19 protein-coding genes are annotated in these 23,664 nt (G+C 71.4%); 11 read left to right on the top strand and 8 right to left on the bottom strand.

Going from position 1 to position 23,664, the window contains the following annotated elements; genetic code table 11:
• The first annotated feature begins 17 nt into the window (after positions 1-17).
• The 3 genes from ACIPN7_RS13665 (at position 18) to ACIPN7_RS13655 (ending at position 5,495) form a co-directional block, all read left to right on the top strand.
• A complete protein-coding gene (locus ACIPN7_RS13665) occupies positions 18-1,352 on the top strand; it encodes a glutamine synthetase family protein (protein WP_020014259.1) in 1,335 nt (444 codons plus the stop codon).
• A gap of 58 nt (positions 1,353-1,410) precedes the next feature.
• Positions 1,411-4,845: a bifunctional [glutamine synthetase] adenylyltransferase/[glutamine synthetase]-adenylyl-L-tyrosine phosphorylase gene (locus tag ACIPN7_RS13660; protein WP_400542691.1), complete on the top strand. Its 3,435-nt coding sequence runs from the start codon at positions 1,411-1,413 to the stop codon at positions 4,843-4,845.
• Between the two features lie 92 nt (positions 4,846-4,937).
• Positions 4,938-5,495, top strand: a complete 558-nt coding sequence (locus tag ACIPN7_RS13655) for a hypothetical protein (RefSeq protein WP_400542688.1) — start codon at positions 4,938-4,940, stop codon at positions 5,493-5,495.
• A gap of 143 nt (positions 5,496-5,638) precedes the next feature.
• On the opposite strand, the gene ACIPN7_RS13650 is transcribed toward ACIPN7_RS13655, so the two are convergent.
• Entirely contained in the window at positions 5,639-6,196 is a 558-nt protein-coding gene (locus tag ACIPN7_RS13650) for an ATP-binding protein (protein WP_400542685.1), read from the bottom strand.
• 168 nt (positions 6,197-6,364) lie between these two features.
• On the opposite strand from ACIPN7_RS13650, the gene ACIPN7_RS13645 reads away from it, so the two are divergent.
• From ACIPN7_RS13645 to ACIPN7_RS13625, 5 genes are all read left to right on the top strand, one after another.
• Entirely contained in the window at positions 6,365-7,234 is an 870-nt protein-coding gene (locus tag ACIPN7_RS13645; RefSeq protein ID WP_400542682.1) for an alpha/beta hydrolase, read from the top strand.
• Between the two features lie 117 nt (positions 7,235-7,351).
• Positions 7,352-9,181, top strand: a complete 1,830-nt coding sequence (locus ACIPN7_RS13640; RefSeq protein WP_400542679.1) for a GTP-binding protein — start codon at positions 7,352-7,354, stop codon at positions 9,179-9,181.
• A 99-nt stretch (positions 9,182-9,280) separates the two neighbouring features.
• Complete coding sequence (locus tag ACIPN7_RS13635; protein WP_400542676.1) at positions 9,281-10,723, top strand: hypothetical protein; 1,443 nt, start codon at positions 9,281-9,283, stop codon at positions 10,721-10,723.
• 43 nt (positions 10,724-10,766) lie between these two features.
• Positions 10,767-11,954 carry an AAA family ATPase gene (locus ACIPN7_RS13630; RefSeq protein ID WP_400542673.1) on the top strand — a complete coding sequence of 396 codons (1,188 nt, stop codon included), beginning with the start codon at positions 10,767-10,769 and terminating at the stop codon, positions 11,952-11,954.
• On the top strand, positions 11,951-13,171 hold the full coding sequence (locus tag ACIPN7_RS13625) for a VWA-like domain-containing protein (RefSeq protein ID WP_400542671.1): 1,221 nt from the start codon (positions 11,951-11,953) through the stop codon (positions 13,169-13,171). Before ACIPN7_RS13630 ends, ACIPN7_RS13625 begins: the two co-directional genes overlap by 4 nt.
• A gap of 104 nt (positions 13,172-13,275) precedes the next feature.
• Here ACIPN7_RS13625 and ACIPN7_RS13620 read toward each other — a convergent pair whose 3' ends face one another.
• From ACIPN7_RS13620 to ACIPN7_RS13605, 4 genes are all read right to left on the bottom strand, one after another.
• A complete protein-coding gene (locus tag ACIPN7_RS13620; RefSeq protein ID WP_400542668.1) occupies positions 13,276-13,860 on the bottom strand; it encodes a hypothetical protein in 585 nt (194 codons plus the stop codon).
• Positions 13,861-13,954: 94 nt separating this feature from the next.
• Positions 13,955-14,392, bottom strand: coding sequence for a hypothetical protein (locus ACIPN7_RS13615; RefSeq protein ID WP_400542665.1), 438 nt, complete (start codon positions 14,390-14,392; stop codon positions 13,955-13,957).
• Positions 14,389-15,015, bottom strand: coding sequence for a hypothetical protein (locus ACIPN7_RS13610; RefSeq protein ID WP_400542662.1), 627 nt, complete (start codon positions 15,013-15,015; stop codon positions 14,389-14,391). Before ACIPN7_RS13610 ends, ACIPN7_RS13615 begins: the two co-directional genes overlap by 4 nt.
• Positions 15,016-15,104: 89 nt before the next feature.
• Entirely contained in the window at positions 15,105-17,870 is a 2,766-nt protein-coding gene (locus tag ACIPN7_RS13605) for a cation-translocating P-type ATPase (RefSeq protein ID WP_400542659.1), read from the bottom strand.
• Positions 17,871-18,164: 294 nt separating this feature from the next.
• On the opposite strand from ACIPN7_RS13605, the gene ACIPN7_RS13600 reads away from it, so the two are divergent.
• Complete coding sequence (locus ACIPN7_RS13600; RefSeq protein WP_400542656.1) at positions 18,165-19,385, top strand: hypothetical protein; 1,221 nt, start codon at positions 18,165-18,167, stop codon at positions 19,383-19,385.
• Positions 19,386-19,462: 77 nt separating this feature from the next.
• On the opposite strand, the gene ACIPN7_RS13595 is transcribed toward ACIPN7_RS13600, so the two are convergent.
• Positions 19,463-20,092: a hypothetical protein gene (locus ACIPN7_RS13595; RefSeq protein ID WP_400542654.1), complete on the bottom strand. Its 630-nt coding sequence runs from the start codon at positions 20,090-20,092 to the stop codon at positions 19,463-19,465.
• Positions 20,093-20,399: 307 nt separating this feature from the next.
• Here ACIPN7_RS13595 and ACIPN7_RS13590 point away from each other — a divergent pair, with 307 nt between their 5' ends.
• Positions 20,400-20,576, top strand: a complete 177-nt coding sequence (locus ACIPN7_RS13590) for a hypothetical protein (RefSeq protein WP_400542651.1) — start codon at positions 20,400-20,402, stop codon at positions 20,574-20,576.
• 71 nt (positions 20,577-20,647) lie between these two features.
• On the top strand, positions 20,648-21,247 hold the full coding sequence (locus ACIPN7_RS13585) for an HAD family hydrolase (protein ID WP_400542648.1): 600 nt from the start codon (positions 20,648-20,650) through the stop codon (positions 21,245-21,247).
• 129 nt (positions 21,248-21,376) lie between these two features.
• On the opposite strand, the gene ACIPN7_RS13580 is transcribed toward ACIPN7_RS13585, so the two are convergent.
• Both ACIPN7_RS13580 and glnA read right to left on the bottom strand, forming a co-directional pair.
• Positions 21,377-21,781, bottom strand: a complete 405-nt coding sequence (locus tag ACIPN7_RS13580) for a hypothetical protein (RefSeq protein ID WP_400542646.1) — start codon at positions 21,779-21,781, stop codon at positions 21,377-21,379.
• 206 nt (positions 21,782-21,987) lie between these two features.
• On the bottom strand, positions 21,988-23,412 hold the full coding sequence (gene glnA, locus ACIPN7_RS13575) for a type I glutamate--ammonia ligase (protein ID WP_400542643.1): 1,425 nt from the start codon (positions 23,410-23,412) through the stop codon (positions 21,988-21,990).
• Positions 23,413-23,664: the final 252 nt, after the last annotated feature.

The raw sequence follows: 23,664 nt of genomic DNA, 5'->3' as shown, positions 1-23,664 counted from the left end.
TAGTGCAAGATGGGCCCATGGACAGGCAGCAGGAGTTCGTGCTCCGCACGGTCGAGGAGCGCGACATCCGCTTCATCCGGCTTTGGTTCACCGATGTGCTCGGCGTGCTGAAGTCGGTAGCTGTGGCACCCGCCGAGCTCGAGTCGGCGTTCAGCGAGGGCATCGGCTTCGACGGCAGCGCCATCGAGGGACTCACCCGGGTCTTCGAGGCGGACATGGTCGCCAAGCCGGACCCGACCACGTTCCAGGTGCTCCCGTGGCGCGGCGAGCGGCACGGTACGGGCCGCATGTTCTGCGACATCCTGACGCCGGACGGCGAGCCGTCGCTGGCGGACTCGCGCAACGTGCTCAAGCGCACCCTCGCCAAGGCGAGCGACCGCGGGTTCACCTTCTACACGCACCCCGAGGTCGAGTTCTACCTGTTCAACCAGCTCACCAAGGCCGACCCGAAGCTGGAGCCGGTCGACCAGGGCGGGTACTTCGACCACCTGGCCCGGGGATCGACACACGACTTCCGCCGCGCCGCGATCACGATGCTGGAGTCCATGGGCATCTCGGTCGAGTTCTCGCACCACGAGGCCGGCCCCGGCCAGAACGAGATCGACCTGCGGTACGCCGACGCGCTGACCACCGCGGACAACCTCATGACGTTCCGCACCGTGGTCAAGGAGGTGGCGCTCGAGCAGGGCGTGTTCGCGTCCTTCATGCCCAAGCCGCTGGCCGACCAGCCCGGCTCCGGCATGCACACGCACGTGTCGCTGTTCGAGGACGACCGCAACGCGTTCTACGAGCCCGGCGCCCAGTTCGAGCTGTCCAAGACGGCGCGCCAGTTCATCGCGGGTCTCATGGTGCACGCCGGTGAGATCACCGCGGTCACCAACCAGTACGTCAACAGCTACAAGCGGCTCTGGGGCGGGCAGGAGGCCCCGAGCTACGTGAGCTGGGGTCACAACAACCGCTCCGCGCTGGTCCGCGTGCCGATGTACAAGCCGGGCAAGGGCAACTCCGCGCGCATCGAGTACCGTGCGCTGGACTCGGCCGCCAACCCGTACCTGGCGTTCGCCGTGATCCTCGCGGCCGGCCTCAAGGGCATCGAGGAGGGCTACGACCTCCTGGACCACACCGAGGACGACGTCTGGGAGCTCACGCCGGCCGAGCGCCGCGCGCTGGGCATCGCGCCGCTGCCGCGCGACCTCGACGAGGCCATCCAGTTCATGGAGAAGTCCGAGCTCGTGGCCGAGACCCTCGGCGAGCACGTCTTCGACTACTTCCTGCGCAACAAGCGCGAGGAGTGGGAGGCGTACAGCGCCCAGGTGACGCCGTTCGAGCTCAAGCGGTTCCTGCAGCTCTGACGTTTCCGCAGCTCTGACAGGGGTGCTGCACCCCCCGCCCGCGTCGTAGGGTCGGGGGGTGCAGAGCCGCCGACCCGAGACCCTGACGACCCATCTGATCCGGGCCGGGTTCGCCGACCTCACCCGGTCCGCCGCGCTGTGGCGCGACCCCGACCTGGTCGCCGTCCTGGACAGCAGTCCCCAGGGCAACGGGGCGGGCCGTGCGGCCGGCCCCGACCGCGGTGCGGTCGTCCTGGAGCCCGCCGGCGTGGCGCTCCTGCGCTCGCTCGCCGGCGTCGCCGACCCCGACCTGGCGCTGCTCCAGCTCGTCCGCCTCGCGGCGGCCGCCCCGGACCGGCTGCGCCCGGTCCTCGCGGCCTCGGGCCCGGCCGCCGACGCCGCCCCGGACAAGGGCGGACCTGCCAACGGCGGCTCGGGGAACGGCGGCTCGGAGAACGGTGGCTCGGCCAACGGCGGTGGCAACGGCGCCGCCAACGGCGGCACGGGCAACGGCGGCACGGGCGACGGCCCTGCCGACGCCGACGCGCCCCGCCCGACCGTCGTCGACCGGCTGCTGCGCGTGCTGGGCTCGTCCTCGGCGCTCGGCGACGAGCTCGTGCGCCACCCGGCGCTGCTCGACCTGATCCGCGACCTCACCCCGGGTACCGGCGTCCCCGCCGAGGCCGTGCGCGCCGAGCTGCTGCGCGCCGTCGACGCCGACCCGGAGTCCGCCGAGCCCGTCGCGGGCACCCACGCCCAGCAGGGGCTGGCGGCGCCGGACGAGGTCGCTTCGTCGTCGTACACCGACCGGCTGCGCCGCGCCTACCGCGCCCGCCTGCTGCGGATCGCGGCGACCGACGTCACCGCGTCCGACCCGACGGTGGTGCTGCCCGCCGTCGCGGCGGCGCTGGCCGACCTGGCGGCCGCCGCGCTGGAGGGCGCGCTGGCCGTGGCGCGATCCGAGGAGGAGGACCACGCGGCCGGCGTCCGCCTGGCCGTGCTCGGCATGGGCAAGACCGGCGGCCGGGAGCTGAACTACATCTCCGACGTGGACGTCATCTACGTGGCCGAGCCGGGCGTGCTGCCCGACGGCGCGCCCGCGTGCGACGAGGACGACGCCCTGCGGGTCGCCGCGCGGCTCGCGGGCCGCCTGGCCCAGGTGTGCTCGGGTGCGTCGGCGGAGCCGGCGCTGTGGCAGGTCGACGCGGCGCTGCGCCCGGAGGGCAAGCAGGGGCCGCTCGTGCGCACGCTGGCGAGCCACGTCGCGTACTACGAGCGGTGGGCCGTCACGTGGGAGTTCCAGGCGCTGCTCAAGGCGCGTCCGGTGGCGGGCGACCTGGCGCTCGGGGAGGCGTACACCGCCGCCGTCGGGCCGCTGGTGTGGCAGGCCGTGGAGCGGCCCAACTTCGTCGAGGACGCCCGCGCGATGCGCAAGCGCGTCGAGGACAACGTGCCCGTGGCCGAGGCCGACCGGCAGATCAAGCTCGGCAAGGGCGGCCTGCGCGACGTCGAGTTCACCGTGCAGCTGCTGCAGCTCGTGCACGGTCGTGCGGACGAGGACATCCGGTCACGGACCACGCTCGACGCCCTCGCGGCGCTGTCCCGGGGCGGCTACGTGGGGCGCGAGCACGCCCGCCGGATGGGGGAGTGCTACCGGTTCCTGCGGGCGCTGGAGCACCGGATCCAGCTCTTCCGCCTGCGCCGTACCCACCTCATGCCGACCGCCGAGGCGGAGCTGCGTCGGCTGGCCCGCGGACTGGGGCAGGGCGGCGCCGACGACCTGGTCAAGACCTGGCGGTCCGTGCGGCGCGAGGTGCGCGACCTGCACGAGGCCGTCTACTACCGGCCGCTCCTGCCGGCCACGGCGCTCCTGTCCACGAGCGAGGCGTCGCTCGCGCCGCGCGCGGCCATGGCCCGGTTCGCGGCGATCGGCTATCGCGACCCGGCCGGCGCGATGCGCCACGTCCAGGCCCTGACCGACGGCGTCTCGCGGCGTGCGGCGATCCAGCGGCAGCTCCTGCCGGTGCTGCTCGGCTGGTTCGCCGAGGGGGCGGACCCGGACGAGGGCCTGCTCGCGTTCCGCAAGCTGTCCGACACCCTGGGCTCCACGCACTGGTACCTGCGGCTGCTGCGCGACTCCTCGGAGGCCGCCTCGCACCTGGCCCAGGTGCTGTCCTCGTCGCGCTACCTCGCGGACGCCATCGGTAGGTCCCCGGAGTCGGTGCGCTGGCTGGCGCAGTCCGACTCGCTGGCGCCGCGCGGGGCGCGGCGGCTGGCCGCGGAGGCGGACGCGCTGCTCGGGCGGGCCCAGGAGGTGGACGCGGCCACCGTCGCGCTGCGCGCGCTGCGCCGCCGCGAGCTGGCCCGCACGGGCGTCGCCGAGGTGCTGGGCGAGCTCGGGCCGGTCGACGCCGCGCGGGCCATCTCGGACGCCGCCGACGTCGTCCTGGCGGGCGGGCTGCGCATCGCGGAGCACGAGGCGCGCGGCGAGCGGAACATCGCGCGCGGGGACGAGCCCGCACGGCTGCTCATCGTCGCGATGGGCCGGCTCGGCGGCCAGGAGATGGGGTACGGCTCGGACGCCGACATCATGTTCGTCTACGAGGCGGTCGGCGGCGCCGGGGACAAGGCGGCCAACGACTACGCCCTGACGGTGGCGAAGGGCATGCGGCGGATCCTGACCGCCGTCGGGCCGGAGCCGGGCCTGCCCGTGGACGCCGACCTGCGGCCCGAGGGGCGCAGCGGGCCGCTGGTGCGCTCCTTCGACTCCTACGTGGAGTACTACGGACGCTGGTCCTCGCCCTGGGAGGCGCAGGCGCTGCTGCGGGCGCGCGCCCTGTCGGGCACGCTCAGCGTGGTCGCGGCGGGCGGCCCGGACGAGGGCGCGGTGGCGGCCTCCCTGTCCGACGGCGGAGGCGCGCTGCCCGAGGGCGGGAGCGAGCTCGACCTGGGACCCGGCGCCGAGGGCGGCCGGTCGCTGGGCGCGCGGTTCACGGAGCTGATCGACCCCCTGCGCTACCCGGAGGGCGGGCTGGACGCCGCGGTGCTGCGCGAGGTGCGGCGCATCAAGGCGCGGGTCGAGTCGGAGCGCCTGCCGCGCGGGGCCGACCCGGCGCGGCACCTGAAGCTGGGCCGGGGCGGGGTCTCCGACGTCGAGTGGACCGTCCAGCTCCTGCAGCTCCAGCACGCCTACGAGGTGCCGGGCCTGCGGACCACGGGGACCGTCTCGGCACTGAAGGCCGCGAACGAGGCGGGCCTGCTGACCGACGACGACGCCGAGGTGCTCCTGGAGGCCTGGGTGCTCGCGTCGCGGCTGCGGTCGGCGATCGTGCTGTGGTCCGGGCGGACGACGGGTGCCGGCGTGGACATGCTGCCGCACGACAGCCACGCCCTGACCGGCATCGCCCGGCTGCTCGGCGACGTGGGCACGGGTCCGGAGCTGGAGGAGCTGTACCTGCGGCTGGCCCGGCGGGCGCGCGCCGTGATGGAGCGGATCTTCTACGGCGCCGAGTGAGGCGCGTCGCGTGGTCGGTCACCCGACCGGGGGAGTGAGCTCACGCGGGTGGGGGATCCGGTGGGTGGATCCGCGCGACGAGCATCGATGGCATGAACACCTCAACCGTCGTGACAGCCCCGCCGGCCGTGGAGGCCCGCCCCGGCATCCGTCGTCTGGCACATGTCGTCGCCCTGCTCACTCTGCCGTCCGGTCTCTGGCGGATCGCCCTGGTGCTCGGGCTGCCGGTCGCGAGCACCGCCGTCGCCATCCCGTTCGGGGAACGTGTCCAGATCGTCGGGCTCTCACTCGTCGCGGAGGTGCTGGCCCTGCTGTCCCTCGGGCTCGTCCAGCGGTGGGGCGAGGTGCTGCCGGCCTGGCTCCCCGTCGTCGGCGGGCGTCCGGTGCACCGGCTCGCCGCGACCGTCCCGGCCGCGCTCGGCTCGCTGGCGCTCACCGTGATCTGGACGTTCGCCGCGGTCAACCTGATGAGCGGGACCTTCGGCGGGAACCTCGACTTCCTCTTCCCGACGTTCGCGCAGAAGGTGCTGCTGGCGGTCTGCTACACGCCGTTGCTGGCCTGGGGTCCGCTGCTCGCGGTGCTGACGGTCGCCTACTTCCGGCGCCGAGCGCCGCACCAGGCGCGCGGGGGCGAAGGCGACCGCGGCTGACCAGACCGCGGCTGACCAGACCGCCGCTGCCCGCACCGCCGCTGCCCGGACAGGCGTTGACCACAGCGGTTGCTGCCACCGATCCGGTGCCGCCGGCAGCAACCGCTGTGGTCAACGACGGCGGGTCACGGGGCCGGTGTCGGTCAGGCCGTCAGGCCCGCGCGGGCCGCGACCTCCTTGGCGACCTCGGCCGGTTGCAGGCTCGTCGTGTCGATCACCTCGGTGCGCGCGGTGAGCCAGGGCAGGGCCGCGCGGTAGTCGGCGGCGCGGTGGCGGCGCCAGCCCACGCCGTCGTCGTCGATCTTGATCTCCGCGATCGTCGAGTTCGTGACCGTGTCGCCGGCGATCCGCCGCTCGTGCTCGTCGGGGGTGCAGTCCAGGGTGAACGTCCTGAGCGTGACCCCGGCAGCCGCGAGGCCTGAGGTGATCTCGTCCCAGTACTGCTCGACGACCACCGTCTGCGGGGCCACGATGGTGCGGCCGGTGTAGCGGTCCAGCGACGTCAGCGCCGCCACGACCAGCTCGCGCCACGGGCGCCAGTCCTGGAAGTCGCTCACCGGCTCGATGCCCGACAGCGTGGGCACCAGCGGCAGGCCCATGTGCTCCGGGTCGAACACCACCGCCTCCGGCAGGAGCGCGTCGAGCTCCGCCGCCGTCGTGGTCTTGCCGCCGCCGAAGGGTCCGTTCAGCCACACGATCATGCGGGCAGGCTACCGGCCGCTCGCCCCTTCCAGCCCGCGGCCTCGGTGTTGAGCACAGCGGTTGCTGCCACGACCACGCCCTTCCTGGCAGCAACTGCTGTGCTCAACGCCGTGGTGGGGCGGATAAAGGGCGGGACCCCGGGCGGGGGTGGTCGTTAGCGTGGCGGCGTGGCCGCTTCTGTTCCGTTTCGACCAATCCCGCTGGAGCTCGACGACGTCCGGTACGAGCTCGGGCCCGACTCGCGGCGGCGCCCCGACGTCCCGCCGGGCGTCACCGTCGAGCTCCGCCTGGACGACAGCGCCGTCTACCCCGGCACGACCCGGACCGTGTGGATCCACGTGCCCGCCGCCTACGACCCCGCTCGCCCCGCCGGGCTCCTCGTGTTCCAGGACGGCTGGTGGTACCTCGACCCCGACGGCGACGTCCGCGGCGGCATCGTGCTGGACAACCTGGTGCACGACGGCGCGATCCCGCCGACCCTCGGCGTCTTCGTCGACCCCGGCGTCTTCCAGGACCGCCCGGATACCGTCGAGCGCAAGAACCGCAACACGGAGTACGACGCCGCCGACGACCGCTACGTCACCTTCCTGCTGACCGAGGTGATCCCGGAGGTCCGCCGCCGGTACGCCGTCACCGACGACCCGGACCGCTGGGGTGTCGTGGGCGGCAGCAGCGGCGGGAACTGTGCCTTCACCGCGGCGTGGCACCGTCCTGACCGGTTCCGCCGCGTCGTCGGCTTCCTGTCGAGCTTCGCCCAGATGCCCGGCGGCAACCCCTACCCCGCGGCCCTGCCCGCCGAGCCGCGCAAACCGCTGCGGATCTTCCTCCAGGCCGGGCACCGGGGCCTCGGCTGGAACCGCCCCGAGCGGAACTGGCTCGCGGAGAACCTGCGCGTCACGGCGGCGCTCGCGGAGGCCGGCTACGACATCCGGCTCGTGCTCGGCGACGGCGGCCACAACCCGAACCACGCCGGCGTCCTGCTGCCCGACGCGCTGCGCTGGGCCTGGCGGGTCGGCACCGCGGGACCGGCCGAATAAACCGTTGCCCCGACCCCGGCCAGGAAGGCAGGGTCGGGGCAACCCGAGAGATTGGAACACCGATGACAGCTGTCACGCCCCGTGCCCTGACCCACCTGACCACGGACGTGACTGCCTTTGTCGTACCTCAACCTCGGGATCGTCGCCCATGTCGACGCCGGTAAGACCAGCCTGACCGAACGCCTGCTGCACCACTCGGGCGTGATCGACCGCCTCGGTTCCGTCGACGGCGGCGATACCCTGACCGACTCGCTCGCGCTGGAGCGCGAGCGGGGCATCACCATCCGCGCGTCCGTGGCGTCGTTCCCCGCGGGGGACGTCACCGTCAACGTGCTGGACACCCCGGGCCACCCGGACTTCATCGCCGAGGTGGACCGCAGCCTCGCCGTGCTCGACGGCGCGGTGCTCGTGCTGTCGGCCGTCGAGGGCGTGCAGGCGCAGACGCTCGTGCTGATGCGCGCCCTGCAGCGGCTGCGGCTGCCCGTGATCGTGTTCGTGAACAAGATCGACCGGCGCGGCGCACGCCCGGAGACGATGGCCGACGCCGTCGCGCGCCGCCTCAGCCCGGACGTCCTGCCGGTGCAGCGCGTGCTCGACGCCGGCACGCCCGGCGCCCGTGTCGAGCCTCTGCCGGACGACGGCCTGCGGGCCTGGCTCGCGGGGGAGTCGCGGCGCGGGGCCGCGCACCCGGTGCTGTTCGGGTCGGCGGTGACCGGCGTCGGCGTGTCCGAGCTGGCCGCCGCGCTCGGCACGTACCTGCCCGTGGTGGCGGACGGCGGGGGCACGGCGGAGGTCGAGGACCCGCCGTCCGGCGTCGTCTTCGCGATCGACCGCGAGGACGGCCGCAAGCGGGCGTTCGTCCGGATGCGGTCGGGCGCGCTGCAGGTCCGCGACCGGATCGACCTGGGGCACGGGAAGTCCGAGCGGATCACCGGGCTGCGCGTCGCGCACCGCGGCACGCTCGACCCGCGCTCGACGGCGCGGCCCGGCCAGATCGCAGTCGTGCAGGGGCTGGCGACCGCCCGCGTCGGCGACGTCGTCGGGCCGCAGCGGCCGGGGGACGAGCGGGCGAGCCAGTTCCCGCCGCCGTCGTACGAGACGGTGGTGGACGCCTCGCCCGGCGAACGCGGGCGGCTGTATGCCGCGCTGTCCGAGCTGGCGGAGCAGGACCCGCTCATCCGGGTGCGCCGCCGCGGCGAGGAGATCACCGTGTCCCTGTACGGCGAGGTCCAGCGGGAGGTCCTGGCCGCGATCCTGCAGCGGGAGTACCGCGTCGACGCGCGGTTCGGCGAGGTGCGGACGGCGCGCACCGAGCGGCTGGTCGGCACCGGGCACGCGCTGGAGATCAAGAAGCAGGACGGCAACGAGTTCCACGCCACGATCGGGCTGCGGGTCGAGCCCGTGGCCCCGGGGAGCGGCGTGACGTTCGAGCTGGAGTGCGAGCGCGGCTCGATGCCGCCCGCGTTCTTCGACGCGACGGAGGACACCGTGCGCCGCGAGCTGGCCCGCGGCCCGCTCCACTGGCCGGTCCCGGATGCCCGCGTGGTGATGACCCACTCGGGCTACTCGCCCCGGCAGAGCCACATGCACCAGAAGTTCAACAAGGCGATGTCCAGCACGGGGGCCGACTTCCGCGGGCTGGCGCCGCGCGTGCTCGCCGCGGCTGTCCGGCAGGCGGGGACCGTGGTGTGCGAACCGGTGCACCGGTTCGTGATCGAGCTGCCGGAGGACACCGTCGGGCCCGTGGCGTCGCTGGTGGGCCGGCTGGGCGGGGTGCCGTTCGAGTCGGGCGTCGGGAGCGGCGGCATCGTCGTCATGCGCGGGGAGATCCCGGCCGGGAGCGTCGCCGCGCTGCAGCGGGACCTGCCCGGCCTGACCCACGGGGAGGGCATGTGCCGCACGGAGCACGACAGGTTCGAGCCGGTGCGGGAGGCGGTGGGGGCGTAAGGCCATGGTCATCGAGAGGTCAGGCCTGCTAGCCTCCCTCCCGATGATGACCTTCACGATCACCAGATTGGGGGTCCGGTACACCGAAGGTGAGTGCTGATGCACTCATCGAGGTCGACCGAGAACCTCCGGCTCCTCTCCTGGCAGCGGGTACGTGAGTACGCCGTACCTCCGCCGATGATCGAGACCTCCACGGCCCGCCGTCAGGTGGGCGACTGGGCGGGCGCCTGCGCGGCGGCCCACGTGGACGTCGACGTGAACCTCCGCAACCTCCGACGTCGTTACGGCGCCGAGCTCGCCGCTGCCGTCCGGGTGGACCTCCGCCACCTCGCCCCGGACCTGCTGCGCTGGCACATGCCACGCGCGCTGTCCGACGGCCTGTTGCGGCCCGGTACCACCTGCACGCTCGCCCGGTACACCCTGCCCGACGGCGGCACGGGGCACCTGGTGGTCCGGACGCCGCCCGCGTGGGCTGCCGGGCCGCAAAGGATGAGTCTGGCGTGGTGGGACGCGGGCGACAGGGCAGCGCCGCACCCCGACCGGCGGTTCCGGCTCGACCTGCACCGCCACCTCTGGGACGCGCGGCACAGCGACGAGCTGGCCCAACGAGCCGTGCGCGCGCCGGACGCCGACTCACCTGTCGGTCCCGGACCGGCCGTGGTGACGCCGTCGGACTGGGCGGTGACCCGGTGGGCGGCGGAAGCCGCACTTCTCGTCGAGTCGGACGGCGTGCCTGACGGCGGCGTCGCGGTGCATCTGGGCGCAAGGCGCCTGGTCCTGCGTCGCGACGACAACGGAACCCTGCGGCCGCCGACGCCCGAAGACCTGGCAGACCTGCTCGACGCCGGCCGACTTTCCGGAACGGCGCGGGCCAGACGACGCCGGGACCCCGGCATCGCGGTGCTCCCGGACGCCGCGACCTGGGTGTCACCCGACGTCCTGCTGCTGCGGGCAGGGCTGATCTCGCCCGGCGACCTGCATCCGCTCGTCGCCCAGGCACTAGCACCCGGCAGCATTTACGGCCGACGGCCGGCGCCGGTACCGGGCACACGAAACGTGGACTGCCGCGGCGAGGCACACCGGCTGGCAGTGGTCGACGGCGTCCTCACCGCCCTCGACCACGCCCCGGACGAGATCCGGCGCGAGGAGCTGCTGGCGCGGCTCGGCGGAACGCCGCTGCCGTGCCTCCACGTCATCGACCAGCTGCACCGTGCGCCGACGGCGCTCGCGGACGTGCGCGCACGGCTCGACCACGGCGACGTCGACTCCGCCCTGGCCATCGTCGAGAACCTCCTGGGTGCCGAGGCAGTGCTCCGGGCCGGCGACCTCCAGGACGAGCTGGCCGCGGTGGCAGCTGGACGAGCCGCGTACGGCGTGCACCGTGCGGGCCTTCTGCCGCTGCTGCTCGACATCGACCCCGTGGTTCCGCCCGATCCGTATGTCCGCTCCGACCGGAGCTTCCGTGTGTCCGTGGTCGCTTCCTCCACATCCCGCCGCCAGCGCGACCGGCACACCCGCCGCCTCCTTGCGGCGTCTCACTGACCTGCCCGGCACCGGCTGGATCCCTACCACTCACAGGTGACCCATGACTTCTCAGCTCTCCGTAGCGTCCGACCTCCTGTCCCTGCTCACCGGCTCGACCACCGAACCACGTCCCGAACCACAGCTCACCGCGCTCGCGCTGGCGGTGGCCGCCGACGTCCCCGTGCTCCTGTGGGGCGAACCGGGCATCGGCAAGACCTCGGCGATCGCGCAGCTCGCCGACTCGCTGGGTCTGCCCCTGACCACCGTCATCGCGAGCGTGCACGAGCCGTCCGACTTCAACGGCCTCCCGGTCATCGGCGACGACCCGGCGCGTCTCGGCGTGCCGATGGCCCCGCCGGACTGGGCCGTCCGGCTGGCCGACGCCGGCCGGGGGCTGCTCTTCCTCGACGAGCTGTCGACGGCCCCGCCGGCCGTGCAGGCGGCCCTCCTGCGGGTCGTCCTGGAACGCCAGGTCGGCGCACTCCGGCTGCCCGAGGGTGTCCGGATCGTGGCCGCGGCGAACCCACGAGGCTCGGCCGCCGACGGATGGGAGCTGAGCGCTCCGCTGGCCAACCGGTTCGTCCACCTGCCCTGGCGGCACGACCCCGACGTCGTCGTCCGCGGCCTGGGCGGGACCTGGCCCCGTGCGGTCCTTCCGCGGCTCGATGCGGAGCGGCTGCCCGATGCCGTCGCGTTCGCCCGGCGAGCCGTGTGCACCTTCCTGGAGGCGAGACCCGCCCTCATGCACCAGCTGCCCACCAGCGAGACCCGCCGCGGCGGCGCCTGGCCGTCACCGCGAAGCTGGGAGACGGCACTGCGCCTCGTCGCGTTCGCCACGGCTGCGGACGCAGAGCGTGACGTGCTCTCGCTGCTGGTCAAGGGCGCCGTGGGCGACGGACCTGGCTTCGAGCTGCTCGCGGCGATCGACCGGCTCGACCTACCCGATCCGGAGACGCTTCTCGCCGATCCAGCCTCGGCCGTCCTGCCCGAGCGGGGCGACCTGCGCCTGGCCGTCCTGGACGCCGTCGTGCTCGTGGTGAAGAAGCGGCCCGACCAGGACCGCTGGAACGCGGCGTGGGAGGTACTCGTACGTGCCCTGGACACCGGCGCGCCCGACCTGCTCGTCACGCCGGTCATGACGCTGTCGACACTGCGCCGGCCGGACTGGGCGGTGCCCGCGGCCATCGAACGACTCGCGGTCGCAGTGCCGCTGGGCAAGCACGCCGGCCTGCTGCCCGTGAGCGCGTGACGACGCCCATGGACACCGAGAAGCTCTTCGCGGCCCGGCTGCGGGCCTGTCACCTTCGCCCGTATCTGGCGACCGCGCTGTTCGCCATGGAAGTCGTGCCGACCTCGACGGTGCCGACCATGGCAGTCGACCGGCACTGGCGCTGCTACGTCTCGCCCGCCTTCGTCGAGCGGACGCCGCTGGATGAGCTCGCCGGTGTCTGGATCCACGAGGTCTCCCACCTGCTGCGTGACCACCACGGCCGCGGCAACCGCCTCATGGCGGCTCGGACAGGCCCCGAGGCGCGTGTCCGGCGGTTCCGGATCAACCTGGCCGCCGACTGCGAGATCAACGACGACATCGTCGACGACGACCTGCCGCTGCCTTCCGGCGCCGTCACGCCCGTCCGGCTGCACCTCAAGCCGGGCCTGCTCCTGGAGGAGTACGTCGATGACATCAGCCCTGGTCCCTTGACCGACCCGTATGCCTGGCACGACTGCGGAAGCGGCGCCGATGGGCAGGAGCGCTCCTGGGACCTGGGGGAGGGAAGGTCCCACGGTCTGTCCGAGTCGGAGCGCCAGGCCGTCAGGTTCCGGGTCGCGCGCGGGATCGTCGGGGCGCCCGGCGACGCGCCCGCGGGGTGGCAGCGCTGGGCCAACGACGTCGTGCATCCGCCGCAGCCCTGGCGGGACCTGCTGGGTGCCGCGATCCGCTCGGCGGTGACCAGCAACGGCGTCGGCGACAACTACACCTACGGGCGCCCTGGCCGGAGGAGCGCGTCGCTGCCCGGGGTGATCCTGCCCAGCCTGCGCCGCAGGCCGCCGCGCGTCAGCGTGGTCATCGACACCTCCGGATCGGTGAGCGACGACGAGCTCGGCAGCGCACTCCTGGAGGTATCCGCGATCCTGAAGGCCGTGGGCGGCCGGCGCGACCTGGTGACCGTGCTGTCGTGCGACGCGGCCGTGCAGACGGTCGGACGCATCTGTCAGGCGGAGGGCATCCCGCTCGTCGGTGGCGGAGGCACGGACCTGAGAACGGGAATGGCGGCAGCCCTCGGACGTCTTCCGAAGCCTGACGCACTCGTCGTCCTGACCGACGGACAGACGGCGTGGCCCTCCGTCAGGCCGTCGTGCCGGACCGTGGTGGGGCTGTTCCCTCGGCCGAGCGGGTGGCGCGAGACCAGCCCGTACCAACCCCCGGCGCCGCCCTCGTGGGTTCGGGTCGTGCGGATCGGGTGACTCCCGGGCCGGCCCGGCCCGGGAGCTTGCGCGGGCAGCGTCGGGCCTGTCAACCATGCAGTTGCTGCCAGGATCGGGCGGTCCTGGCAGCAACCGCATGGTCATCAGGTGTTACGGGAGTGGAGTTGGTACTCCGGACGTGGCTGCTCGAAATCGAGACCGTTCTCGTCCAGGGCGTTGTAGACGAGCACCCGACCGTTCTCGAAGACGACTCCGACGGCGACCATCCCGTTCGCCAGGTCGGGCTCGGGTCCCCGCCACTCAAAAAGCTGCCCGGCGAGCACCCGCTGCCCGTGCAGGAGCGAGAGGCCGGCCAACGCGTCATCGCGCCAGACGAGTTTGCTCTCCGGCCAACGGACCGAGGACCGGGCATCGATGGTGTTCCAGGTGATCGAGAGCTCGTCGAACTTGTTGTGCTGGACCTCGAGCTGCTCGTCCCCGAAGTCGAACAGCACCGGCGCGTCGGCGAACCACGAGTCATCCTCGACGTCCCAGAGCACCCAAGCGTGGCTGAGTGCTCGGCCTGCCAATGCGTTCAGGCGATCTCCGTGCCTGGTGGCGATCGCGTCGAGCCCACGCTGGTACTCCGTCTTGTAGTGCTCGATGCCGAAGTACCAGCTCGCCGATGCATCGAAGGTCTCGGAGAGTCCGACGATCCGTTGCTCGTCAGATCGTTCGATGTCATCCATGGGCGCGAGCGTAGGGCCGCAGCGAACCCTCCGACATCTCGTTTTCGACGGGAACTCGTCAAGAACAGGCGACGATCCCCAGCGCGACCTCGCTTCAGATCTTGGATGCGTCAGACGTTTCATCCGGGAAGACGAGCCTGCCCCCGCTGACCTCCCGAGCGTCCGCCCGTTCATGACCCACGGCCCTCCACAGTGCGTGGCCGGCGGCATACCGAACATCACCCGGGAGAGTGTCCACGTTCGACGTCCGGATCGACGTCACGACGGCGAAGAACGCGCCACTCCCGGCCGGGAGTGCGGCGAGCGCCCGCTCGGCGCCGTCGACCGCCTCGTCGATCAGCCCAGCATCGGTGTCGAGGGCGTACGCGAACGGGCCGTACGCGTCGAGACGCCAGGCGAAGGGCGCCGTCCCAGCGCTGACGGTGTTCGTCGTGGCGTGTTGCGCGGCGACGACGACGTGGGCGTAGTGGAACAGCCGGTCGTGCACGCGCCGCAGGCGGTACTCGCCGACGGCGAACGATGGATCGATCACCAAAGGGGACCGTTCGCGACGTCAGGCTGATTCGTGGCGATGTCATGAAGCCGTTGGTTCACCGGATCGACCCCACCGACGGCATCCACCACGAAAGCCTTGGCGTCGGCCAGAGGCATGCCGAAGGCACGATGCATGGCCAGGATCGCGGTGATCATCGAGCTGGTGGCGGCCTTGACCGCGATGGGTGTGGCTGCCTTGACCGCCTCGACGAAAACCCGGATCTCTGCTTGAACGACCGGCCAGGGACGCGGCTCCGTCGTCGTCCGCTCGTAGTGGGACCCGATCGTCCGTCCGGCGGCCGAGTTGACGATCCGCACGGCACCCAGGACCTCGTACGCCATGGAGTCGAACGCGAAGTCGTCTTGCGGGTCGTCCGTCTCCGAGGCCCACAGCTCCAGCGCCCGGGCCAGTTCGGCCACAGGAAACGACGGCTCGGCGAAGATGACGTCCCGGCCTTCGCGCACGGAGAAGTCGGCTTCCACATCCGGCAGGAAATCTGCGCCCGTCAACGACCCCAGGCGGTGAGCGGCCCGCAGGAGCTCGATACGACCCGGCAGATCGGGTGCGCCCACGGTGCCGAAGTGCAACATCGCCGTTGGCTCGTCTGCGGCCTCCACCATAGCCACCATGCTCCCTCGTCACCGGCAGGCAGCAGGAGCTGCTCGTGCCGGATCATCTCAGACGGGAGCACCCCGTTGGCCACGGCTCCTCACACCCCCCGCGCCACCCCACGCCCAGCCTCGACCCGCGGAGCCCCGCCGCCGCCCGCACGCCCCCGCAGGAACACCTTGATGATCTCCTCGATCACCAGCAGGCTCAGCGCCAGCGCGATGCAGATACCCCATTGCCGCCCGTCGAGCTCGGTCGTACCGAAGACCGTCTCGAGCAGCCCGATGGTGGTCACCGCGACGATCGCCAGCAGCGCCAGGCCGTAGCGCCGTAGCTGGGCGGCGCCGGGTATGGCGTCGCGGTCGAAGATCGTGCCGAGCTGGTCGCGGGAGAGCAGGCCCGCGACGACGTGGAAGAGCGACAGCGTCGTCAGCAGCATGGTGGCCGCGACCACGGCGCCGGCGTCGGCCCCGATCTGGTACGCCCAGAGCGAGCCGGCCGTCATGACGGCGCCCTGCACGCAGAGCCGCACCCAGGCCGTCCTGGACAGGACCGGCGCCCCGACCGGACGCGGGGGCCGGCCCATCAGGCCCTTGGTCGGCTGGTCGAAGCCGAGCGCGATGGCGATCGGGATGTCCACGACCATGTTGAGCCACAGGATCTGCAGCGGGTCCAGCGGCGTGCCGGCCGCGATGTTCAGGATGCCGGCGAGCAGGAAGATCGCGATATAGGCGACCAGCGTGGACATCTGGAAGCGCAGGTACTTCACGAGGTTGTCGTAGAGGCTGCGTCCGTAGGAGACGGCGCTCACGATGGTCGCGAAGTTGTCGTCCGTCAGGATCATCACCGCGGCCTCCTTGGAGACCTCGGTACCCGTGATGCCCATGGCGACGCCGATGTCGGCGGCCTTGAGCGCGGGGGCGTCGTTGACGCCGTCGCCCGTCATCGAGACCACGTTGCCCGAACGCTTGAGCAGCTGCACCAGCCGGATCTTGTCCTCGGGCGCCACGCGCGCGATCACCCCGATGTCGTGGAGCTGGGCCAGCAGCTCGTCGTCGGTCAGGTCCGCGAACTCGTTGCCCGTCAGGGCGCGACCCTCGATACCCAGCTCCTTGGCGATGGCGGCGGCGGTGGAGGCGTGGTCGCCAGTGATCATCCGCACCCGGATCCCGGCGGAGCGGCACTCGGCGATCGCCGCTCGCGCCTCGGGCCGCGGAGGGTCGACGATGCCCACCATCGCGAGCAGCGTCAGGTCGGTGACCAGGGCGATCAGGTTCCTGCCGCTCACGCGCGCCGCCTCGAACGTCGCGTGGTCGATGTCCCGCTGGGCCACGACCATCACCCGCTCGCCGGAGTTCGCCATCCGGTCGTTCGCCTCGAGCGCCAGGCCGCGGTTCTGGTCGGTGACCGGCACGACGGTGCCGTCGGGGGACCGGTAGGCGGCGCCGCGGCCGATCAGCACGTCAGGGGCGCCCTTGACGTAGCAGCGCACCACGGGACGTCCGGCGTCGTCGGCCATCTCGTGGAAGGTGGCCATGAACTTGTACTCGGAGTCGAACGGCACCTCGGCGACGCGCGGGAAGTCGCGCCGGGTGGCGTCGATGTCCAGGCCGCCCTTGGCACCGAGCACGATCAGCGCACCCTCGGTGGGGTCGCCGATCAGGCTCTCGCCGTCGAGCACGGCGTCCGCGCACAGGACCATGGGCAGCAGGTACGGGTCGAGGTCGATGCGCGAGCCGCCCACGTGCCTGATCTCGCCGGTGGTGCCGTACCCCTCGCCCGTGACGGTGAAGGCGTTCTGCCCGGGGATCGCCAGCTCGCGGGCGGTCATCTTGTTCAGCGTGAGCGTCCCCGTCTTGTCCGAGCAGATGGCCGACGTCGACCCGAGCGTCTCCACCGCGGGCAGCCGCTTCACGATCGCGTGGCGACGCGCGATCTCGCGGGTGCCCATGGAGAGCAGGGCCGTCACGACGGCGGGCAGGCCGGTCGGGATCGCGGCCACCGCCAGCGCCACGCCGGTGATGAACAGCGCGTCGAACGACTCGCCCCGCACCAGCCCCAGCACCACGACGAAGACCAGGGCCACGGCCGCGATGGTCGCGATGATCTTGGACAGGCCGTCGAGCTGCTTCTGCAGCGGCGTCTTGTCCGTCTCGGTGCCGGCCAGCAGGTTCGCTATGTGGCCGATCTCGGTGTTCATACCCGTCGCGGTGACCACCATCTCGCCGCGGCCGCGGGTGACCGCGGTGTTCATGTAGGCCATGCAGGTGCGGTCGCCCAGCGGGACGTCGTCGCCCGCCACCGGGTCGGTCGACTTGCCGACCGGGAGGCTCTCCCCGGTGAGCGCGGCCTCCTCGATCTCCAGGGTGGCGGCCAGCGTGATCCGGCCGTCCGCGGGCACGCGGTTGCCCGCCTCCACCAGGACGACGTCGCCCGGCACCAGCTCCCCGGCGTCGACCTCGACGGCCTGCCCGTCACGCCGCACCCGCGCGACCGTCTTCATCATCTTGGCCAGCGCGGCGACGCTCTCCTCGGCCTTGGCCTCCTGCCGCAGGCCGATGACGGCGTTGAACAGCGTCAGCCCGGCCAGCACCAGCGACGTGCCGACGTCGCCGGTGACCAGGAGGTTCACCACCGCAGCGACCAGCAGGACGATCTGCATGAAGTCGCGGTACTGGCGCCCGAACGCTTGGATCGGCGACTCCTTCTTGGCCGCGGTCAGCTGGTTCGGCCCGTACATCTGGAGCCGCCGGCCCGCCTCGGCAGGGGCGAGGCCCTGCACCACGTCCACGTGGAGCCGGTTGGCGACCTCGATCGCGTGCGTGGACGCCGGGTCCACCGCGATCTGACCCACGGTCCGCGACATGGTCGCCTCCAGCGGCGCTCCTGTGGGCGTACCCCGGGGCAGGGCGGCGCCTCGTCCGCAAGGCCACGATGGCGGACGGCGGCTCGCGGGACCTCCCCCGAAACGGGCGACCGTGGTCCGAACCTGAGGATCTGGGGTTCCACGGCGGTCTGACCTGGGGTGACGCACGGGTGAGAGGGCCGGCGTGCGCCATGGGCACGTGCCACGATCGGTACAGGCCGCGCGCACCCCGGCCCTGGCAACGACGCCACGGACTCCGGAGCGGCTGCGGTGACGCTGACCCCAGGAGGCATCATGCGTCGGACTGCAGGTGCGAGCATCGCGGCTGGTGTCCTTGCCACGGCGTTGCTCGCCGGGGCGCCGGCGTCCGCCGCTTCGGGCGACCCGGCCTTCGGCTGGAGCTCCCCGGAGGGGGAGGTCCATCGGGACGTGGCGGTCTCCGGGTCGGGCCGCGTGTTCAGCGTGAGCCTGCCCGGGCCCGGCGCACAGGAGCAGTCGTGGCTCGAGCACGGCCGCTGGCTCGAGTGGTCACGCTTCGACGTACCCGCCAGCTCCCAGGGTGGCGTGATCGCGGGGCCGGGGAACTACGCGATGGCGGTCACGGGAAGCGTGTCCTGGCTGTTCAACGGGACGGGCTGGGACGGCCCCGTGACGATCACCGCGCAGGACGTCGCGCGGTCGAAGCTCGTGGGCAACAAGGACGGCGACGCCGCCCTGCTCTGGAGCGCTCCGGGCGGACGGTCGTACCTGAGCCGGCTGGACCGGGGCGGCACCTGGGTCACCCGCCGCGTCCCCTCGGTCCTGGTGGACGCGCCCAGGGACGTGGCCATCAACAACGCGGGCAAGGTCACCGTGGTCTGGGCGGCGCCGAAGGGGACGACGGCGGAGATCCGGCGGACCGTGATCCAGCCCGGGGCGACCACGTGGTCTCCTTCAGTCGCACTGGGCACCGTGGACCACCCCAGGCCGCGGCTCCGGCTCGTCACCGAGGGCGGCGGGAGGGAGACGCTGCTCGCGCGCGACACGCTCTGGCGCCAGTCGACCAGCACCACGATGCCGACGTACCAGTTCCGCACGAGCAACCGCGCGGAGCTCGCCGCCGGCGACTCCCTCACGCGGCTGGTCTGGGCGGGGACGGTCGGTGACGAGCACCGGTTCTACACGCGCTCGGCCGGGACGAGCTGGGGGCCTCGGACCCTGGTGTGGTCGTCGGAGGGCCCCTCGGACTGCCCCGAGAGCCCCTGGTTCGGCGTCGGCATGGTGCCGAGCGGGCGGTCCTACGTCGCGGTCGCCGTCCGGACCGACGTCGGCGAGACGACCGAGGTCTGCGGAGGCCCGTTCGCCACGTTGGTGACCCTTGACCGGTTCGACGGCTACCTGAACAGGGCCGGCCTCGACACCGCGCTGCAGACTACGCCGTACCAGATCGTGGGCGGGACGAGCGGCCCCGTCGTGGTGGAGTACGAACCGGGCAACTGGACGGTCGACTGGAGGATGCAGTTCCACGACCGCTGACGGCGCCGACGCCGGGCGCAGAGCCCACGAGAACCGCCACCGGCAGCGGAGGAGCAACGTTCGGTCGAATGCCTCGCTCAGTCGAACGCCGCGACCAGCCGCACGCCCTCGGACCCGAACCTGCCCGCGAGTGCGCGCATGACAGCCAGCACATGGCCCCACGGGGTGCCGTCGCCGAAGTAGGAGCCGAGGGTCACCGGTCGGTACCGATAGGTCGCGCCATCGTGCTCCCACGCCGCCGCTGCGGCTGGGGTCAGCGCGGCCGACACGGCGGCCGGTCCGGCGAAGTCGATCACGTCGGGTGTCCAACCGCGCGGTAGGAGCATCGTTCGGTACATCGGCGAGCCGTCGTTCGACTCGAGGTAGCCGACGACGTGCCCGAACGGTTTGTCCGGGTCGAGCGCAGCCAGCTCGTCCCACCCGATCCAGGAGGCGATCAGCTCTCCGGACTCGATGTAGACCTGGAGATCGTCGCGGAGGGCACCCGAGACGTCGTCGGGCAGCCCGCGCGCCGGTGCCAGAGGCTTGAAGCCGTAGCTGTTTCGGATACCGAAGAGGTAGGCGTAGCCCGGATAGGCGCCTGCCGGGCCGCCGTCCTCGAGGAGTGGGTACAGATCGAGGGCCGTGAACCACGGCTCGCCGTCGTACCAGTCGCTGTTCGCACCCGGGTGCCGAACCTCGATGGCGCCGTAGATGTCAGTGACCACCCGCGAAGCGTACGCACTGACGGGGTACCTGAATGCGCCCGGGTTGACCACAGCACTTGCTGCCAAGAGCCGGCCCGGCGTGGCAGCAACTGCTGTGCTGAACCGATGTCCGGTCCAGCGACGCGGGCACGAGATCTCAACGGGTCACGAGGGACCGGTTGTCAGATGTCGTAGGTCGGAGAGTGATTTAGTCTCTGACCTGTGAAGACACCTCGGTTTCGGGTGGGAGTTCCACACTGGTTACACGAAGCAACGAGTCGACGGCCTTCCGTGTGCGCTTGGCTACTACCCAGTGCAGGAACATGTCGTGCGTGACGGCGGGGGAGAGGTCGCGATCTTCGACTCCGCGGGCAAGGACGCCGAGCTGTTCCACTACGCCGCCGACGGCGCCCCCGACTCGGTCAGCTCGCGATTCCTAGCCCGGACCCGCATGTGGTTCGACAGCGTATGGAGCACTCTCGGCACCGAGGCGGCAGACGGGTGACAAAGGCCGCCGCAAACCTCGCCGCAGTACCCGGAGTGTTGCTGAACTTCGACGGACCTATAACTCCACTCATGCCTGCACCGGAAGGTGAGCAGGCGGCCGACGACGCCCGGACAGCGATGCGCCGGGCGGGGGTCGAGGTTCCCGACGACGTCGCCAATTCGACGGATCACCTCGCCGTTCTGCGAGCCGCAGCCGAGCTCGGTCCCGCCGTGGCGCGTGCCGTGGAAGACGCGTGCATCGCTGCCGAGATCCGTTGCGCCAGGACCGCCGTTCCCACGGTCGGCGCACATGACTTCCTCTGGCAGACGCTCCGAGATGATCAGCGTGTCGTCATCGTGAGTAACAACGCCCCCGAGGCGATCGACGCGTACCTAGACCGCTGGGAGCTCAATTCGCTGATGATTGCGGTACTTGGTCGACCCCGCTACCAGCCCGACCTGATGAAGCCGAACCGCTTCGTTGTCGACGCCGCACTCGAACTGCTCAACCTCGATGCCGCAGACACGGTGCTCATCGGCGACACCGTGCCAGACATGCAGGTCGCTCGCACAGTAGGCACCCGTGCCATCGGGTACGCGAAGCATCCTGAACGTTCCGGGGCTCTGGCCGAAGCCGGAGCCGACGCGGTGGTGCTCTCGATGAGCGAACTGCTCGACCCGGAGCGGTGACACTGCCGAATTGACCTCTTAGAGATCAAGCGCGCCGCTTCGCGGCGCGGCCGACGGGGACCCGCGACGGGGACCTCTGCGCTCTGGGCGCTGCGCGCCCTACGCGCATCCCCGACGCACCCCGCCGGCCTAGAAATCTTCGATGCTGACTCCGAGTCGTTCTCGCTCCGCGAGGGCGCGGTCTCGCGGAAGCCATTCGATCTCATAGCGGCCGACGTGGCTGTGCTTACGGCCCGTCTTCATCCCGGAGCCATCCGGCCAGTCGAAGTAGCCCACACGCATCTCCGCCACGTAGGTCCACGGCGCGTAGTCCTCGACCGAGTCCTCCTTCGTCCCGTCGCTCCACACCACCACGAGCCATATCCACGGCTGACGGCCGCCACGGGTGGTGAAATAGCCCAGCGAGGACGCCACGTGACCGACCGGCTCACCGTCGCGCGGCAGAACCACCAGCCCGTTGTGAAACAACTCCAATTCCGGCCCAAAGTCAGGCTCGGGCCGCGGCTCTACCCGAGGCGTGCGGCGGAACCACATACCGACCTCCCTGCTCCAGATTTCAACGCCTCCGGCGGACACCTCAGGAATCAAGAGGATCGAGGGAACCGCGATCCACCTGGGAAATTACACACGAGTTACACAGGAACACGAGAAACGGCGGCCGACGCCGCACAACGTCGCGAGACGTAAGTGCAGGTCAGCCGCCGTTTCGGGCATCTCAGCAGGTCACGGGGGACCGGCTGTCAGATGTCGTAGTAGAGCTCGAACTCGTGCGGGTGCGGCCGCAGGCGGATCGGGTCGATCTCGTTCTCGCGCTTGTACGCGATCCAGGTCTCGATCAGGTCCTCCGTGAACACGTCACCGGCGGTGAGGTACTCGTGGTCGGCCTCGAGCGCGTCGAGCACGCCGTTGAGCGACGTCGGGACCTGGGCGATCTGAGCGTGCTCCTCCGGGGGCAGCTCGTACAGGTCCTTGTCGACCGGAGCCGGCGGCTCGATGCGGTTCTTGATGCCGTCCAGGCCGGCCATCAGCATCGCGGAGAACGCCAGGTACGGGTTCGACGACGGGTCCGGCGCGCGGAACTCGATGCGCTTGGCCTTCGGCGACGTACCCGTGATCGGGATACGGATCGAGGCGGAGCGGTTACGGGCCGAGTAGACGAGGTTCACGGGAGCCTCGAAGCCGGGCACCAGGCGGTGGTACGAGTTCACCGACGGGTTGGTGAAGGCCAGCAGCGACGGGGCGTGCTTGAGCAGGCCGCCGATGTACCAGCGAGCCAGGTCGGACAGGCCGCCGTAGCCCTTCTCGTCGTAGAACAGCGGCTCGCCGTTCTTCCAGAGCGACTGGTGCGAGTGCATGCCCGAGCCGTTGTCGCCGAAGATCGGCTTCGGCATGAACGTGGCCGACTTGCCGGCCTCGAACGCGACGTTCTTGATGACGTACTTGAACTTCATCAGGTCGTCGGCGGCGTGCAGCAGGGAGTTGAACTTGTAGTTGATCTCCTGCTGGCCGGCGGTGCCCACCTCGTGGTGCGCGCGCTCGACGGAGAGGCCGACCTGGCCGAGGGTCTTGACCATGTCGTCGCGCAGGTCCGCGAAGCGGTCGCTGGGCGAGGTGGGGAAGTAGCCGCCCTTGTACCGGGTCTTGTACCCGAGGTTGCCACCCTCCTCCTCGCGGCCGGTGTTCCACGCGGCCTCGACGGAGTCGATGGAGTAGTAGCTCTCGTTCGACGCGGTCTTGAAGCGCACGTCGTCGAAGACGTAGAACTCGGCCTCGGCACCGAAGAAGACGGTGTCGGCGATGCCGGTCGACTTGAGGTAGGCCTCGGCCTTGGCCGCGATGTTGCGCGGGTCGCGGGCGTAGGCGTCACCCGTGAACGGGTCCACGATCGAGAAGTTCACGATCAGGGTCTTGGCCTTGCGGAACGGGTCGATGTACGCCGTCGCGATGTCCGGCACGAGCTTCATGTCGGACTCGTGGATCGCCTGGAAGCCACGGATCGAGGAGCCGTCGAACATGAGGCCCTCGCTGAAGGCGTCCTCGTCGAACTGCTCGACCGGGATGTTGAAGTGCTGAGTGACACCCGGCAGGTCGATGAACCGGACGTCGACGAACTCCACCCCCTCGTTGCGGGTGAAGGCAATCGCCTCCTCGGCGTTGTTGAACATCTGCGCTCCTTGCTCGCTCGATAAGTCCAGGGGGAGTCCGTCGCACGACGCCGAACGGCTGGGCAGGCTTGCACGCGGATCGCCACGAACCTAAGGGCAGGTGGTTTCTCTCGGGTTACTGATTGTTGCCGGAGTGTTTCTCACGCCTCTCGACCGTGTAACCGTGGGGAGATGTGCTGGTGCTAGCTCCGGCAGCGTTATCACAGCGTGCCAGAACTCACATGCCGCGGCCCGGCGGCGTCCGTCCATCGG

Origin of the sequence: Promicromonospora sp. NPDC090134, assembly GCF_044746965.1 — a bacterium.
Classification (GTDB): domain Bacteria; phylum Actinomycetota; class Actinomycetes; order Actinomycetales; family Cellulomonadaceae; genus Promicromonospora.
This window is presented reverse-complemented; position numbering and strand designations above follow the sequence as displayed.